16 protein-coding genes and 2 pseudogenes are annotated in these 13,923 nt (G+C 38.0%); 6 read left to right on the forward strand and 12 right to left on the reverse strand.

Going from position 1 to position 13,923, the window contains the following annotated elements; all coding sequences use genetic code 11:
- Positions 1-20: 20 nt before the first annotated feature.
- Positions 21-329: a hypothetical protein gene (locus PR699_RS10420; protein WP_014658334.1), complete on the reverse strand. Its 309-nt coding sequence runs from the start codon at positions 327-329 to the stop codon at positions 21-23.
- 184 nt (positions 330-513) lie between these two features.
- Positions 514-1,422, reverse strand: coding sequence for an AEC family transporter (locus tag PR699_RS10425; RefSeq protein ID WP_004919713.1), 909 nt, complete (start codon positions 1,420-1,422; stop codon positions 514-516).
- A gap of 286 nt (positions 1,423-1,708) precedes the next feature.
- On the opposite strand from PR699_RS10425, the gene PR699_RS10430 reads away from it, so the two are divergent.
- Complete coding sequence (locus tag PR699_RS10430; protein ID WP_004919711.1) at positions 1,709-2,248, forward strand: NADAR family protein; 540 nt, start codon at positions 1,709-1,711, stop codon at positions 2,246-2,248.
- A 149-nt stretch (positions 2,249-2,397) separates the two neighbouring features.
- Here the strand turns inward: PR699_RS10430 and PR699_RS10435 are convergent, their stop codons facing one another.
- The 3 genes from PR699_RS10435 to PR699_RS10445 all read right to left on the reverse strand — a co-directional run bounded on the left by PR699_RS10435 (position 2,398) and on the right by PR699_RS10445 (position 4,125).
- Positions 2,398-2,979, reverse strand: a complete 582-nt coding sequence (locus tag PR699_RS10435) for an AlpA family transcriptional regulator (protein WP_014658333.1) — start codon at positions 2,977-2,979, stop codon at positions 2,398-2,400.
- Between the two features lie 146 nt (positions 2,980-3,125).
- The gene (locus PR699_RS10440) at positions 3,126-3,362 is read right to left on the reverse strand and encodes a hypothetical protein (RefSeq protein ID WP_004919708.1); all 237 of its coding nucleotides are present in this window, start codon (positions 3,360-3,362) and stop codon (positions 3,126-3,128) included.
- A 304-nt stretch (positions 3,363-3,666) separates the two neighbouring features.
- Complete coding sequence (locus tag PR699_RS10445; protein WP_004919706.1) at positions 3,667-4,125, reverse strand: GNAT family N-acetyltransferase; 459 nt, start codon at positions 4,123-4,125, stop codon at positions 3,667-3,669.
- 106 nt (positions 4,126-4,231) lie between these two features.
- Between PR699_RS10445 and PR699_RS10450 the strand changes: the two genes are divergently transcribed.
- From PR699_RS10450 to PR699_RS10460, 3 genes and pseudogenes are all read left to right on the forward strand, one after another.
- Positions 4,232-5,713 carry a PLP-dependent aminotransferase family protein gene (locus PR699_RS10450; protein WP_014658331.1) on the forward strand — a complete coding sequence of 494 codons (1,482 nt, stop codon included), beginning with the start codon at positions 4,232-4,234 and terminating at the stop codon, positions 5,711-5,713.
- Between the two features lie 148 nt (positions 5,714-5,861).
- Positions 5,862-6,443 carry a YebB family permuted papain-like enzyme gene (locus tag PR699_RS10455; RefSeq protein WP_004919702.1) on the forward strand — a complete coding sequence of 194 codons (582 nt, stop codon included), beginning with the start codon at positions 5,862-5,864 and terminating at the stop codon, positions 6,441-6,443.
- Between the two features lie 18 nt (positions 6,444-6,461).
- A pseudogene (locus PR699_RS10460) lies at positions 6,462-7,515 on the forward strand (phage portal protein).
- Between the two features lie 342 nt (positions 7,516-7,857).
- On the opposite strand, the gene PR699_RS10465 reads toward PR699_RS10460, so the two are convergent.
- Positions 7,858-8,259, reverse strand: a complete 402-nt coding sequence (locus PR699_RS10465; RefSeq protein WP_014658329.1) for a hypothetical protein — start codon at positions 8,257-8,259, stop codon at positions 7,858-7,860.
- Positions 8,260-8,320: 61 nt separating this feature from the next.
- Between PR699_RS10465 and PR699_RS10470 the strand changes: the two genes are divergently transcribed.
- Positions 8,321-8,851 (forward strand): ATP-binding protein, encoded by a 531-nt coding sequence (locus tag PR699_RS10470; RefSeq protein WP_014658328.1) that lies wholly within the window; start codon positions 8,321-8,323, stop codon positions 8,849-8,851.
- A gap of 13 nt (positions 8,852-8,864) precedes the next feature.
- Here PR699_RS10470 and PR699_RS10475 read toward each other — a convergent pair whose 3' ends face one another.
- The 4 genes from PR699_RS10475 to PR699_RS10490 all read right to left on the reverse strand — a co-directional run bounded on the left by PR699_RS10475 (position 8,865) and on the right by PR699_RS10490 (position 11,167).
- On the reverse strand, positions 8,865-9,239 hold the full coding sequence (locus tag PR699_RS10475; RefSeq protein ID WP_014658327.1) for an ASCH domain-containing protein: 375 nt from the start codon (positions 9,237-9,239) through the stop codon (positions 8,865-8,867).
- On the reverse strand, positions 9,217-9,798 hold the full coding sequence (locus PR699_RS10480; protein ID WP_041705320.1) for a hypothetical protein: 582 nt from the start codon (positions 9,796-9,798) through the stop codon (positions 9,217-9,219). Before PR699_RS10480 ends, PR699_RS10475 begins: the two co-directional genes overlap by 23 nt.
- Before the next feature lie 21 nt (positions 9,799-9,819).
- Entirely contained in the window at positions 9,820-10,284 is a 465-nt protein-coding gene (locus PR699_RS10485) for a GNAT family acetyltransferase (RefSeq protein ID WP_041705634.1), read from the reverse strand.
- Between the two features lie 724 nt (positions 10,285-11,008).
- Complete coding sequence (locus PR699_RS10490; protein WP_014658326.1) at positions 11,009-11,167, reverse strand: hypothetical protein; 159 nt, start codon at positions 11,165-11,167, stop codon at positions 11,009-11,011.
- 154 nt (positions 11,168-11,321) lie between these two features.
- Between PR699_RS10490 and PR699_RS10495 the strand changes: the two are divergent.
- Positions 11,322-11,447: pseudogene (locus tag PR699_RS10495) on the forward strand (integrase); the annotation flags it as partial.
- Between the two features lie 183 nt (positions 11,448-11,630).
- Here the strand turns inward: PR699_RS10495 and ahpF are convergent.
- Both ahpF and ahpC read right to left on the reverse strand, forming a co-directional pair.
- Positions 11,631-13,205: an alkyl hydroperoxide reductase subunit F gene (gene ahpF, locus PR699_RS10500; protein WP_014658325.1), complete on the reverse strand. Its 1,575-nt coding sequence runs from the start codon at positions 13,203-13,205 to the stop codon at positions 11,631-11,633.
- An 87-nt stretch (positions 13,206-13,292) separates the two neighbouring features.
- Positions 13,293-13,856, reverse strand: a complete 564-nt coding sequence (ahpC, locus tag PR699_RS10505; protein ID WP_004919611.1) for an alkyl hydroperoxide reductase subunit C — start codon at positions 13,854-13,856, stop codon at positions 13,293-13,295.
- Between the last annotated feature and the right edge of the window lie 67 nt (positions 13,857-13,923).

Raw genomic sequence — 13,923 nt, forward strand, 5'->3', positions numbered from 1 at the left:
AGCAGTGTATGTCTTTAATATTATTCAAACAAGCCTTTATACATTTGCGTTGGGGATAAAAAATTCGTCTTTTCAGGTTGTAAACGCCTTACAACCTTGGTTTCAAAAAACCATTGAAATTCTGCTTTGCTGAGGCTTAATGGCTGCCCAGTATTACTTTCAACGACAAATAGCGTATTATTTTTAATACCTTTAATTTTTATCCCCATCAACTCAGATTCTTTGGTTGTGAGCTTCTCGGGTGAACTAAAAATAGCCTCTATCGCGCGTGAACTGGGAATGGAGAGTGTTTGGTTTATTTGGGGTTGTTGATTAATACAAAATGGCATTAGCGTTCTCAATAAACAGAATTTTGAATGTAGATATAGCCATTAGACATATTTTATCTAAAACTGTCATAATGCGTTATTCCTACAACCATTTTATCCCCAAAATTAACCCCATATTTTAACAAAGCGATTCTCTATCAAACCCATTACCTCACTTAAGCTAAATAACGATAGCAGCAATGAGTTAATGTATTATCTGGGTAAGAATGAATGGTAATGTCACGACAGCAATTACGGTCTGCAAAGTGATGATGCCTGCCATAAGCTGACTATCACCATTTAGTTGACGAGTTAAAATATAAGCCGTCGGCGCCGTCGGTATTGCAAAGAAAATCACAAATAACGCGGTTTCAAACTCCGGTAATGAGAATAATTTTGCTGTTAAAAGCGCTAATACCGGCATCGCTAATAAACGTAACAGCGTAGAGGTCATTAGCGGCTTAAATTCTTTCCTGAGCGTCGATGTTTGCAATGCCGCGCCAATACAAATTAACCCTAATGGTAAACTCGCTGCCGCAAGTAGCTTTAATAGTTGTCCTGAACCAAAAGGTAATCCTATTGGAGATAAGTTCAGCAAAATACCAATAATACAAGAGAGGATTAACGGGTTTTTAATGATCGGTAAAAATAACTGTTTGATAGAAACTTTAGAGCCAGCGGTTAATGCTAAGACCGCAATAACATTACAACTTGGCACCAGTATCGCCATAATGACGGCAGCAATCGCTATACCATCAGTACCAAATAAATCGGCTATGATTGCAAGCCCTAAATAAGTATTAAAGCGGGTAATACCTTGAATATGAGCACCAAACCGTGGTATTGGCATTTTAAAAAGTAATTTAAAAATTAGAACTAATACACTGCTAATAATAAGCACAAAAAATATCGCACCTGCGAGATAAGGCAGTTTAGGGCTATCAAGTGGGGCACTCGCTAAACTGTTAATCAATAAAGCAGGAAACAAAATAAAATAGTTCAGTTTTTCAGCGCTAGGCCAAAAATCAACCGAAAACAGCGATGAACGACGTAATATAAAACCCATTGCTATCAGTGCAAATAAAGGCCATAAAACTAACAATATTTGTTCCATATTTTTATACTTTACTTTCGTTAATAACCTTACCCAATAAGAGGGCTTACTGTATCGTTAACAAAATGTAATAGTTAGGTAAAAATGGCTCTATTCACACGTGAAAATGCGACTTTTTATATCATTTATAAAAAATGTCTGATGCCTCACGTTTTATTTAATTTTCAACACTTGCCAGTTACTTTTTAATCAATCTATTTATGCTATAACTACAGGCCTTTCTTATGGTATTTCGAAGAATTTATCGATACGCTACCCCAATAGAAATTTATTAGAACAATTTATTATGGATATCCAAACCCTTTGCAAACAATACCGAACAGGTAAAAAATTGAAATACCTCTTTTTCTGGGGTCATCAATCAAAACAAAAACAAGTTACCAAGAGTTGCCTGAGCCAATGGTATCCAGCTACTTTTATGGTTGAAGGCAATCGCTTTGCCAGTGCTGAACATTTTATGATGGCAGAAAAAGCACGATTATTTGATGACAATGAAAGTTTCGAGAAAATTATCCATGCCCCAAATCCTGGCGCTGCAAAAGCATTCGGTAGAGAGGTACGAGGCTTTCAACAGAGCATATGGGATGAACATAGATTTAATATTGTTGTCGCAGCAAATCTTGCTAAGTTTTCACAAAATGAAGAGTTAAAAACATTTTTATTAAATACCAATGAAAGAATATTAGTGGAGGCAAGCCCTGTTGATAAAATATGGGGGATCGGCCTTGCTGAAGATAGTGAAAATATCGAGAACCCTCTCACTTGGAAAGGGCTCAATTTATTAGGTTTTGCGCTTATGGAAGTACGTAAACAACTGGCAACTTAAAACATTCCTTACTCACTCTAACATTGAACCAAGAAAATTGGCTTCCCTGCTACCACAAGCATTGAGTATTCGAGTTGTAGCTGGCGGCTTAGATATCATGAACATTAAAATTACCCCCTTATGTCAATAAGGGAGTATTTTAAGATTGGTTATTTAACATTCGTTTTATCGGCGTATGCTGCTCTTTTTTGCCTATTATCGACGATTTTTTTCGTTATCGCTTCAACTTCAAGCAAATCATCACATACACTTGATCGTAATGCCAAGTTCCATTTACTTAATGCCTTCGCATTCGTCACTAATTCAGGATGGTGATTTAACCTGCCATTAATTTGTAACCAATTAGCAACCTCAGCCCAATCCCATAAAGGGGATTGGCCTTTAATACGCTGTATTGGGTTTGGAAAATCCCCTGCACCCCGCTTACCATCTTTCAGCATTGCAACCGCTTGCCTTGATAGATGTGTTAAATCAGCAATATCACTCAAGCCGACGAGCACTGAATCAACCGATTCTACTCTTGCCCCTAACCCAGATGTTTCAACATGATGGATAGCTGACTCAATTGCATCATCTAATGATTTAGCCTCTCTATCAAATTCTAGATAGACCGATTTACCATAAAAACAGATTAGCGCATCACCGCAACCACTTTCATACAGCGCATCTTCGAGTCCTGGGGTATCAGCATTAACACCTGAAAGCACCAACGTGAAATTGTATAGTGACACTGTATTCTCCTTGATACTCGCCATACATTAATGGATTCGTTAATAGATACCTTTAACTGAGACCATTTTATTATCTATACCGTTCTAGGTGACCTTTCTCATCCCCTAGATTATTCGCTTGAAACAGGCGGCAATGCCGCCTTAAATTAATTTCCAGACCGATAACAACTATCAACTTTCCGTTTGATCTGTTTAGCATGATCCTCAGGACGGCTTGGTGTGGACCACACGCTCATTTGATGGTTTTGATGTGCATCATTCGCGTCACCACAGCGTAAACGGCAAAAGGCATGCGAACTATGACCCGCTGATACCAAAACCCAGCCTTTAGAGACAGCATATTCAATCGCTGATTGAATGTGTTTGTTTGGATGTCTCTTCATTTCCCTCCTGTATCCGTACTGTAGTTACTTCGTTGACGGGTGTCAACAAGGTGTTTTCCTTTGAATATCACATGTAGTGATTGTTTACTGTTATTTTTCAATAACAGTCGGATATAACTTAACAAAAAGCTACTTTGAACTTTGTCTGAAATTAAAACAATGAGCATAGCAAAGGAGATAAAAGCCCCACCGCTCGCAAAAACAGTGGGGATGGCAGAAATCGCCAAGAGATCACAAGTAGGATAAAAAATCTTCGGATGATGAGTGGGTATGTAACCTATCTCATGAATAAATCACTAAAAGATTACAACGGCATTCTATATTCAATCACACCTGGTTTTTCAGCAACCCAATCATATAAGCGCTGCCCTCGTAAATTGGTTTCCTGCGTATGCCAATACAGACGTCCACAAGCTTGTTTTTTTGCTTGTTCATGCACGAATTCAATCAGATGTTTTCCTACCTGACGCCCCCTTACGTCTGGCGAAACAAATAAATCTTCCAAATAGCAGAAATTATTTTCCGCCCATGTGGAGCGATGGTAGAGGTAATTGACAAAACCAACCACTTTTTCACCTTCAAGTGCAACGGCGCAATACATAGGCTCATTTTCATCGAAAAAGCGCTCCCATGTTTTTAATGTGATTTCTTCGCTTAAATCCACTTTATAAAATTCTTGATACTGCAACCAATAAACTAGCCATTGCGGATAATGCTCAGGTGACACAAACTCAACAGTAACAGGTAACATATTGTTATTCATGATATATCCTTTAACGATTCGACATATAAAACAATGGCGCTATATTACATATCAATCTGGTACTAAATAAGATACACTTTTGCTATTTATTTAGGATCCACTTCTAATGAAACGTAAACCGCAAGCTCTCTTCCCTCATTTACTCTTAGAAGCAGGTTGTATTAAAGAAAATGTTTATCACACCATCAGAAATGCCATTCTTGATGGGCGATTATCTGCGGGGATCAAACTGCCCTCGAGTCGTGCTTTTGCTGAAATGATGTCGATATCTCGCAATTCAGTCATTGCTGGTTTTGAACGATTAATCGACGAGGGTTATTTAGTTACTCGTCAAGGCTCTGGCACCTATGTTTCTACAACCATACCTGATGAGCTGGTTAAATTAACATCCAAGACAGATCCTCTCGATAAACAGCAATATTCTGCACCTAATCTCAATCCCGTGATGAGTCATTTAACGACATTATGGAAAACGTCTCGGCCTAATACGAATAAAAAACAGATGTTCAATATCGGCATTGGTTGCGTTGATCAGTTTCCCCATGATTTATGGGGAAGATTACTAGGAAGGGTTTGGAGAAGATCAAAACAAGAAATTCCTCACTACAATCATCCGGCAGGTTATCCGCCACTAAAAAGAATATTAGTCGATTATGTGCACTCAACGCGTGGGGTTAATTGCAGCGAAGAGCAAATTATTATTGTAAATGGTACTCAGCAGGCGATTAATTTAACCGCAAGCGTATTATTACAACAAGGTAGCTCAGTCTGGTTAGATGATCCTGGATATGACAGTGCGCGAGCTATTTTAACTGCTCGTGGAGCCAATATTTGCCCAATTCCTTCTGAGAGTGATGGAATGAATATTACGATGGCCGCACAAACTTACCCTGACGCTTGCTTAGTTTACACCGCCCCTTCCCATCAATTTCCTCTTGGTACGACTTTGAGCTTAACAAAACGATTAGCGCTATTAGAGTGGGCAAACAAGAATCAAGCATGGATTTTTGAAGATGACTACAACAGTGAATTTCGCTATTTATCTAAACCTATTCAAGCACTTCAAGGGCTTGATGCACATCAACGTGTTATTTATGCCGGCACCTTTTCTAAAATGATGTATCCGGGTTTTCGTTTAGGATTTTTAATTGTGCCAAAAATTCTGATCGAGCCTTTTACTATGATGAAATATTACAGTGATAGCCATTCAGGTTACTTAGAACAAGCCGCTTTAGCACAGTTTATTCAAGAGGGGCATTATGCACGCCATGTGCGTAAAGTTCGTAAAGTTTGCTATTCACGCCAAAATGCATTAATTAGTGCAATTAACACCTATTTGCCCCATGTATTTAACGTTGAGCAAACAGATTCAGGGATCCATGCTGTTTGTTGGTTAAAGCCGGGAATTAGTTTGCCGTTTATACTCTCTACCTGCCATCAGTTAGGTTTTGGTGTACAGCCACTGTCTCGTTATTGTATGAATAGTCATGAAAACAACGCTATTTTATTCGGTTATGCTGCACATACTGAAACTGAGATTACGCGTAGTATTATCGCATTGAGCCATGCCCTACAAACAATAAAATAAATTGAGTTGCATAACCTATAATCAATATAACCTAAACGAAAACGTATTATTTAATTTAATACGCGATTTTAATCCGTATTCTCATTGCTGTTACTCTTTGTCAGGGATTACTATCAAACAGAGTTAAAATTATTGAGAGGTATGAATAATGACAAATAATACTCCCCCTAAAAACCTCGAGGTCGGCGATATTATCTTTACAAGTATTGGCACTACGTTATTTCGCCAAATAGCGTCAGCCTCTTTATGTTGGAGCAATCATGTTGGCTTGATAATTGGTCATAACGGGCAAGATTATTTAGTAGCAGAAAGCCGAGTACCGCTATCAACTGTCACGACTTTGACTCGCTTTATTCAACGTTCGGCTGGGCAAAGATATGGTGTTCGCCGACTTACTCACCACCTAACGGATGAACAAAAAGCAGCTTTAGTTGCAGAAGTTCCTTCAAGACTTAATAAATTTTATCATACTGGCTTTGATTATCACTCTTCCCGCCAGTTCTGCTCGAAATTTGTATTTGATATTTACCAGTCAGCACTTTCAATTAACGTAGGTGAAATTGAAACTTTTAAAGATTTATTAAGTAAAAACCCTGAAGCCAAACTTAACTTTTGGAAATTGTGGTTTATCGGTCATATTCCTTGGGAGCGTGCGACAGTGACCCCCGCCAGTTTATGGAGTCATCCGCAATTAGAGTTAATTTACCGCAGTCACGAGGATATTCATTAGTTCGGATTGCGATAATCTTTGGCTTGTTGGGAATTAACAGTAACCGAAAAACAAACACAAAGTCCTGAGTTTTGCTCATTTACCTTTTGCCCGCCGTCATTGTATCTGGCGGCGGTGATTTGCTGGACTGCATGGAGTGCAACCACAATGACCGCTGGTATGAAACCCCGATTGATTTTACTGGTATTGCGCGCTCGTTTACCTCATCAGCGGCCTACCATCAATCACCGTTCGTGTTTAAGCGTAATGTGATCACCAGCTGTTTTGAACCAACGCCCTATTTATCACGCCCTGATTTCACTACATTAGCGCAGGATTTTGTGGTTTTTGGTAATGGTTACCTTGAAAAGCGCATTTAACCGGCTCGGCGATATGCTGACATTAAAAACCTCTTTGGCTAAGTATACCCACGCCGGTGTGAATGAGGGGCAATACTGGCAAGTGAAGAATTACCAAGATGCCTTATGAATTTCGCAAAAATAGCGTTATTCATTTGAAAAACCCCTGTATTAACCAAGAGATATATGGCGTTCCCGATTACTTGGCGGGGCTTATTTCCGCTAACTTGAATCATTCGGCTACCCTATTTCGGACAAACTATTATGAGAATGGCAGCCACGCCGGTGTGATGGTATATCTTTCCGCGGCATTGGCTGACGACAAGGCCGTCGAGTCATTAAAAAAATCACTCACCGAAGCTCGCAAAGGCAAAGCATTTAAGAATATCTTTGTGTATGCCGCCAACGGGGGCAAGGATGGAATTCAAATTTTGCCATTCTCACAGATCAGCGCCAAAGACGAGTTTGTCGGTATCAAGGACACCACGCGCGATGATTTGTTGGCTATGCACCGGATACCACCACAACTGATGGGGATCATCCCGCAAGGCTCAGGTAGCCTTGGTGATGTTGAAAAAGCCGCAATGGTATTTTGGTTCAATGAATTATTACCACTAATGGAAAGCATGAAATCAATTAACGACATGCTAGGTGTTGAGGTGATCCGCTTTAAGCAATATGCGTTACTGGACTTTTTGGCACAGGCGAAGAACAAAGAACCTAACTATAAATAAACCATTCAATTCACGTTACTCGATGCTCCCCCCTTTCAAAGCTAATAGAACGGCCTTAGCGCCGTTCTATCTGTTCCAGATATCCGAATTTATTTTTTATCTCATCTAGGCTGTACAGCCTGAATACTCACAAATAACACCACTCATGGACTAATCACATAATAGCAGCGCGGCTCACATCTACCCCTTTGCGCGCGCTTGCTCCCCCGCCTCGCCCGCACACAAAAGGGGTGGGATTTTGTGCAGGTGTGAGGAGCGCTGAAAGTTAGGCTGCGACTAAGTATGGAAAGCAAATATATTTGGATAGGAATTGTGCAAGTTAGTAAAAAATTGTGCTATAATTCACACATGATATTGTAACATTTCAGGTTTATCTATTTCTAACTGATATATACCTTTCTTTGCATAGCATTTAAACGATTTGTTTAAAATCCTAACATTCCGTATATCCCACATATAATAATTATCTTTCCACTCCCTATTTAATGTTATCTCATCGGATTGATTCCTAAAGTCTTGTAATGTCCAACAATTTATTGAAAATACATCGACAATAGCAACGGCAGTAGCATCCATATCTATATCTTCATCATTTTTAAGATATACATTATTTTCTACTAGTAATAGATTATATAAAGGTATCTGTTGTGGATACCAAGACCTAATTTCCACATTTTTCTTTTTTTCAATAATATTAGTAACTGCTGGGTATAAAATAGATAATGCATTTATATATATTGACATTTATTTACCCCCATATAAGATATATTTTCCATTTTAACACAAAATAAGGCCTTGGATATTAATGAGAATATTTATTTCAGGTGTTCATGGGGTAGGCAAAAGTTTTTTATGTGACCAATTTATAAAATTAAACAATAATTTCATACACTTAAGCTCTAGCGAGTTAATATCGTCGGTTAGAAGAAAAAGTTGGGATGACAATAAAATAGTTTTGACTCCAGAAGAGAATCAATCGGCACTTTTGCAAGAGTTAGAAACATACAATAATAAAAATATTTTATTAGATGGTCATTTTTGTTTAATTGGAAAAAACAATGAAATTGTACAACTAGATCACTCTATTTATGATAAAATGAAGTTATCTGCCATAATTTTATTAGAAAATGACATTAATATAATCGAAGAACGATTTGAAAAAAGAAATGCGGAAATATTATTTTCATTGACTGAATTAATTAAAAAAGAAAGAGAAAATGCTATAAAAGCATCGAAAACCTATAATATCAGGTTAGAAATAATCAATTCAAATGACATTGATTATTTCAATGGCATGATAAATAATATTTATTCAAATCAAAAAAATGAGCACTAAGTGCTCATTTTTTTTAGATGTATCTAAATGATTGTGGTGGCATCTTCGTTCCAGGTAACAGATCACTTATAAGCATAGGATCTTTATACCGCTTTGGATTTTTCACCTTTATAGCAAAAGCCGTAACTTTTTCATGAAAATATTTCTCAAAAAAAGTTTTGCTTATTCCTGCAAATTTTTCAGTTTTTTTCCATACATCTATAGGCGAAGAGGATATTATTTCATCAATTTCAAATTCACCAATAATTCTACCAACAGGATGGCTTGCATAAATCACAACAACTTTAACATCTTGATTTTTAAATAAAACCTTTCTGAATTCGAATTTTTTTTCTCCCGATAAAATCAATTCTGCGAATTCTGGTTTAATCGATAATAAGACCTTCATTTACCTGTCCTGTTTCTAAAATCCGTCTGAAGTGAGCATTGTTCAACCGGACAAATCCCCAATATGTATTTTGTATATCGTAGCCTGTAATGTCTACAATGTCATTGAGTATCACCCTTCTTTCCAAAGAGAAATGATATCTAAATTTAATAATAAAAGGATATCTCTTTGTTCGATAGAAATTATCTAATTGATGTTCTTCAAAAATTGTGTTTTGCCCGCAATAATTTTTAAACTCTTGAAGACTAGAAAATTCATTAATATTCTTTATATCTGTAACTACGCAAACTGATGTTGCAACAGAACGAAATCTTGCTGGTCCGACCCCATCGGTAGTTCTATAGATTAGTAGGTTATCACCGATGTGTAAGCTATCAATACCTCTCATTCCTGTTATATATACTTTATTTACACTATTAGCGTAAACAGTATCTTGGATGATCGCCTCATCCTCATTATTTAATCTTGACTCTGGAAATAATCTTGTGTGAAACTCAGGGTAAATACTGAGCAAGAAATTTCTATCATTTAATCTAACTTGAGGAAACGAACTAGGCATATTATCAATTCCTTTCTAATATCATTTAGTAACTCGTTTAAAATATACACCTTCTCTACCACTCGGTGTTTCCTTTAACTTTCTTGAACATAATTCGAATCCGAAAGATTTTAAAAGATTAATTAAACCATCATGTTTATCAAAAATAGTCACATATATTGTTTTGATTCTTTTTTCGAGAGCACAATTTATTAACTTTGAGACAAAACGCTCTCCGAGCTTCGTACCATGACCATCAATTTTGAATGTTCCGCATTTCAATCTTTGTTCTTTAGGAAAACTAGGATCCATATCATCTAATGATTCGTCTTCCTCTTTTAAGTATAAAAAACCGTCAATCCTACCAGAGTCATTAATAGAAACAATAGCATAATGATCTCTTTTTCTATTAAACCAATCTTCAAACTCTGGATAATCAATTTTCAGAGAATCAAAAAATGGATCGCTTAAATCTATTGATGAAAATAATTTTTCGACTAATGCCATATACCCTCCCTTAAATACTTTCATATTATTCACATTTGGTAGAATGTAAATGACCGTACTCACAATACTTAAATTTTATTCATGATCATTCTTGTTTCAATACTACGAAATGAATAGACAATAATAAATTTCCTCTCTTCGGAAATCGGTTACATCGGTTACATCCCACTAAAACCATCTCTAACTCACTGATTATAAACAACTCCGTTGTAACTTTTTACTGGTTACAACGGGTTACAAAACAAGGGGTAAAAAGTTACATCCTTATAAAACAATAAGTTATATTTTTAATTTGTAACCCATTAAAACGGTTACACGTAACCACAAAGTAACCCATTTGTAACCTTTTACTATTCCTATATTTCTATCTATTATCAATAAGATATAAGACTATTTTAATTTTGTAACCATTGTAACCGCTTTCCGAACCCCTCCCATAAATTCTCTATATTTATAAAAGAGATTAAATAACAGTCAATTCTTACTCTGTTATCCATAGATTTACTTACCTACGCTTTCATAGAATATTGATGATGAGCATTTACTTAATTCATGGGGTTTATCGATAGGTAAAAAAAAGGCTGCACATCGGCAGCCTATAGATGAATGGAGGGGGAAACTAACTCTCACTGTTTTCCTGAAACACCCAGCACTTAATCACTTCAGGCTTCTTAAGCGTACTCCCCACCGCAAGCGTGCTATTAAACTGACTGTTTACCGCGCTTCACACCGTCTTAACGCCCACAAACTTACGCATGCGCCCCGCTTTCAATAAATTCTTAATATCCGTATTCAATAGCATAGACTGGCGGTACTCACTGGCCACCTGTGCAATATGGTTAAAATTCACTGCATAAACACCCTTTTCACTACTGTGATTCACACCAAAAGCCTCGTTATCGTGTAAATAATCAAATATCTCCCAAAACTCCATTACTTGCGGTTGGTCGAGTTGGATCGCTTGAACACGTTGTTTGGCCAGCTCAATAATAAAGTCACGCGTTTGGCGAATATAGGCCGCTTTTACAAGAAGAACTACTTTGCAGAGGCTCCTAGGTCACTCGACATTACAGCAAACACTGACCTACGCTCACTTTGCACCGGACTTTCTTCAAGATGCAATTACGTATAATCCATTAAAAGGAGGAATAGAATTAGCTTAATAGATTGTTCTGTTTTAGGATGATTTTAACGACGAAAAACGATACAAATTTAACTTTTGCATGTCCACAAGTTGTCCACACTTGAACACTTTTAGGCACTTTTGAGCCTTTTTTGCACAGATAACGTACAAAAAAAGGCACTCGCCCCCGAGTGCCTTTGGGTACAACCTACTGAATTAACAATTATTCAGCGGTTCTGGTACTTGTGCGGATTAGGTAATCAAAGGCGCTAAGTGCGGCTTTTGCACCTTCACCGGCTGAAATAATGATCTGTTTATAAGGTACAGTAGTACAGTCACCCGCAGCGAACACACCTTTCACATTTGTTTCGCCACGTGCATCCACCTCAATTTCGCCTATACGGTTACGTGCAACGGTATCACCTAACCAATTGGTATTTGGCAACAGGCCAATTTGTACAAATGCGCCTGCAACTTCTAATAAATGTACACTATCATCAGTACGGTCTTTATATTCAAGACCCGTCATCTTGCTACCATCGCCCTTCACTTCCAATGTTTGAGCATTAACGATAATGTCAACATTTTTCAGGCTACGTGCTTTATCTTGTAGTACTGAATCCGCCTTCAATTCAGGCGCGAATTCCAATACTGTTACATGTTCAACAATACCCGCTAAGTCAATAGCTGCTTCAATACCTGAGTTACCTCCACCAATCACAGCAACGCGTTTGCCTTTAAACAACGGACCATCACAGTGTGGGCAGAATGTAACGCCTTTCGTGCGATACTCTTGCTCCCCAGGTACTCCCATGTTACGCCAACGGGCACCTGTCGCAATAATGATACTCCGTGACTTCATTACTCCGCCGGAAGCTGTTTCGATTTGGTGGTAACCGCCTTCTTCTGTTGCTGGAATTAACTTAGTCACTGACTGACCATCAATTACATCAACATTGTAGTCATCAACGTGGTTCTTCAGTGCTCCCGCAAATATCGCCCCTTCTGTTTTGAGTACAGAAATGTAGTTTTCGATATCAACGGTATCCATAACTTGGCCACCAAAACGCTCACCGATCACACCAGTGCGAATACCTTTACGTGCAGTATAAACCGCTGCGGATGCTCCAGCAGGTCCACTACCGATGATGAGTACTTCAAATGGTTCACGTTCCGTTAATGCTTTAGCGGCACGCGCGTCAGCATTCGTGTCAACCTTATTAATGATCTCACTTAATGTCATGCGCCCTTGGCCGAACTCTTTTCCATTTAGGAAAACAGCGGGAACGCCCATCACATTACGTTCTTCAATTTCATTTTGAAACAGCGCACCATCAATCGCTGTATGTGTGATATTTGGATTTAATACTGCCATTAAATTCAGTGCTTGCACAACATCTGGGCAGTTATGGCACGATAATGAATAATAGGTTTCAAAATGGAATTCCCCTTCAAGGGCCTTCACTTGATCTAATAACTCTTGTGCTTCTTTAGATGGGTGACCACCAATTTGCAACAATGCAAGCACAAGCGATGTAAATTCATGGCCTAGTGGTGAACCTGCAAAACGCAATCCACTATCAACACCAGGGTTAGTAATTAAAAATGATGGTACTCTTTGAGTATTATCTTGTACTTCACGAACAGTAATCTTGTCTGAAAGCGCAGCAATTTGGTTTAGAAGCTGTTTTATTTCATTTGATTTATTACTGCTATCTAAATTAGCGACTAACTCAACAGGTTTAGTCAATTTTTCTAAATACGCTTTCAATTGCGCTTGCATATTGTTATCGAGCATATGATCCCCTTGGTCATAAAATCGGGTGCATAGCACCCGATAACATCAGTATGTTTTTACTTTCTACTTTCGAAATAAAGTTTTCGATTAGATTTTGCCAACCAAATCTAAAGATGGAGACAGAGTTGCTTCACCTTCTTTCCATTTAGCAGGGCATACTTCGCCTGGGTGGCTAGCAACATACTGTGCAGCTTTAACTTTACGTAGCAGATCAGAAGCATCACGGCCAATGCCTTCTGCTGTGATTTCGATAGCTTGGATGATACCTTGTGGGTCAACAACGAAAGTACCACGGTCAGCCAAACCTTCTGCTTCACGCATATTTTCGAAATTACGAGTCAGTTCACCTGTTGGGTCACCGATCATGGTGTATTTGATTTTACCGATAGTTTCTGAACTTTCGTGCCATGCTTTGTGAGTAAAGTGGGTATCAGTTGAAACTGAATAGATTTCAACGCCCATTTTTTGGAATTCTTCGTAATGGTCAGCGACGTCACCAAGTTCAGTTGGGCAAACGAAAGTAAAGTCTGCTGGATAGAAGAAGAATACACTCCATTTTCCAGCCACATCTTTTTCGGTGACTTCGATAAACTTACCGTCTTTAAAAGCTTGATTTTTAAATGGTTTGATTTGAGTATTAATTAAAGACATTTTACGTTCTCCTGTTTGGTTGATTATTAAGTTACTGGTTTACAGCCTTTTTTTCCAATCAGTTAAT

Source organism: Providencia sp. PROV268 (assembly GCF_028477805.1).
In the GTDB taxonomy this organism is placed as follows: domain Bacteria; phylum Pseudomonadota; class Gammaproteobacteria; order Enterobacterales; family Enterobacteriaceae; genus Providencia; species Providencia stuartii.

Excerpts from the sequence above, each read along its gene's own strand:
- ahpC (WP_004919611.1), bottom strand. The coding sequence starts at position 13,856 with ATGTCTTTAATTAATACTCAAATCAAACCATTTAAAAATCAAGCTTTT.
- PR699_RS10485 (WP_041705634.1), bottom strand. The coding sequence starts at position 10,284 with ATGGCATTAGTCGAAAAATTATTTTCATCAATAGATTTAAGCGATCCA.
- PR699_RS10430 (WP_004919711.1), top strand. The coding sequence starts at position 1,709 with ATGGATATCCAAACCCTTTGCAAACAATACCGAACAGGTAAAAAATTG.
- PR699_RS10420 (WP_014658334.1), bottom strand. The coding sequence starts at position 329 with ATGCCATTTTGTATTAATCAACAACCCCAAATAAACCAAACACTCTCC.
- PR699_RS10475 (WP_014658327.1), bottom strand. The coding sequence starts at position 9,239 with ATGAAGGTCTTATTATCGATTAAACCAGAATTCGCAGAATTGATTTTA.
- PR699_RS10425 (WP_004919713.1), bottom strand. The coding sequence starts at position 1,422 with ATGGAACAAATATTGTTAGTTTTATGGCCTTTATTTGCACTGATAGCA.
- PR699_RS10445 (WP_004919706.1), bottom strand. The coding sequence starts at position 4,125 with ATGAATAACAATATGTTACCTGTTACTGTTGAGTTTGTGTCACCTGAG.
- PR699_RS10470 (WP_014658328.1), top strand. The coding sequence starts at position 8,321 with ATGAGAATATTTATTTCAGGTGTTCATGGGGTAGGCAAAAGTTTTTTA.
- PR699_RS10455 (WP_004919702.1), top strand. The coding sequence starts at position 5,862 with ATGACAAATAATACTCCCCCTAAAAACCTCGAGGTCGGCGATATTATC.
- PR699_RS10440 (WP_004919708.1), bottom strand. The coding sequence starts at position 3,362 with ATGAAGAGACATCCAAACAAACACATTCAATCAGCGATTGAATATGCT.
- ahpF (WP_014658325.1), bottom strand. The coding sequence starts at position 13,205 with ATGCTCGATAACAATATGCAAGCGCAATTGAAAGCGTATTTAGAAAAA.
- PR699_RS10480 (WP_041705320.1), bottom strand. The coding sequence starts at position 9,798 with ATGCCTAGTTCGTTTCCTCAAGTTAGATTAAATGATAGAAATTTCTTG.
- PR699_RS10465 (WP_014658329.1), bottom strand. The coding sequence starts at position 8,259 with ATGTCAATATATATAAATGCATTATCTATTTTATACCCAGCAGTTACT.
- PR699_RS10450 (WP_014658331.1), top strand. The coding sequence starts at position 4,232 with ATGAAACGTAAACCGCAAGCTCTCTTCCCTCATTTACTCTTAGAAGCA.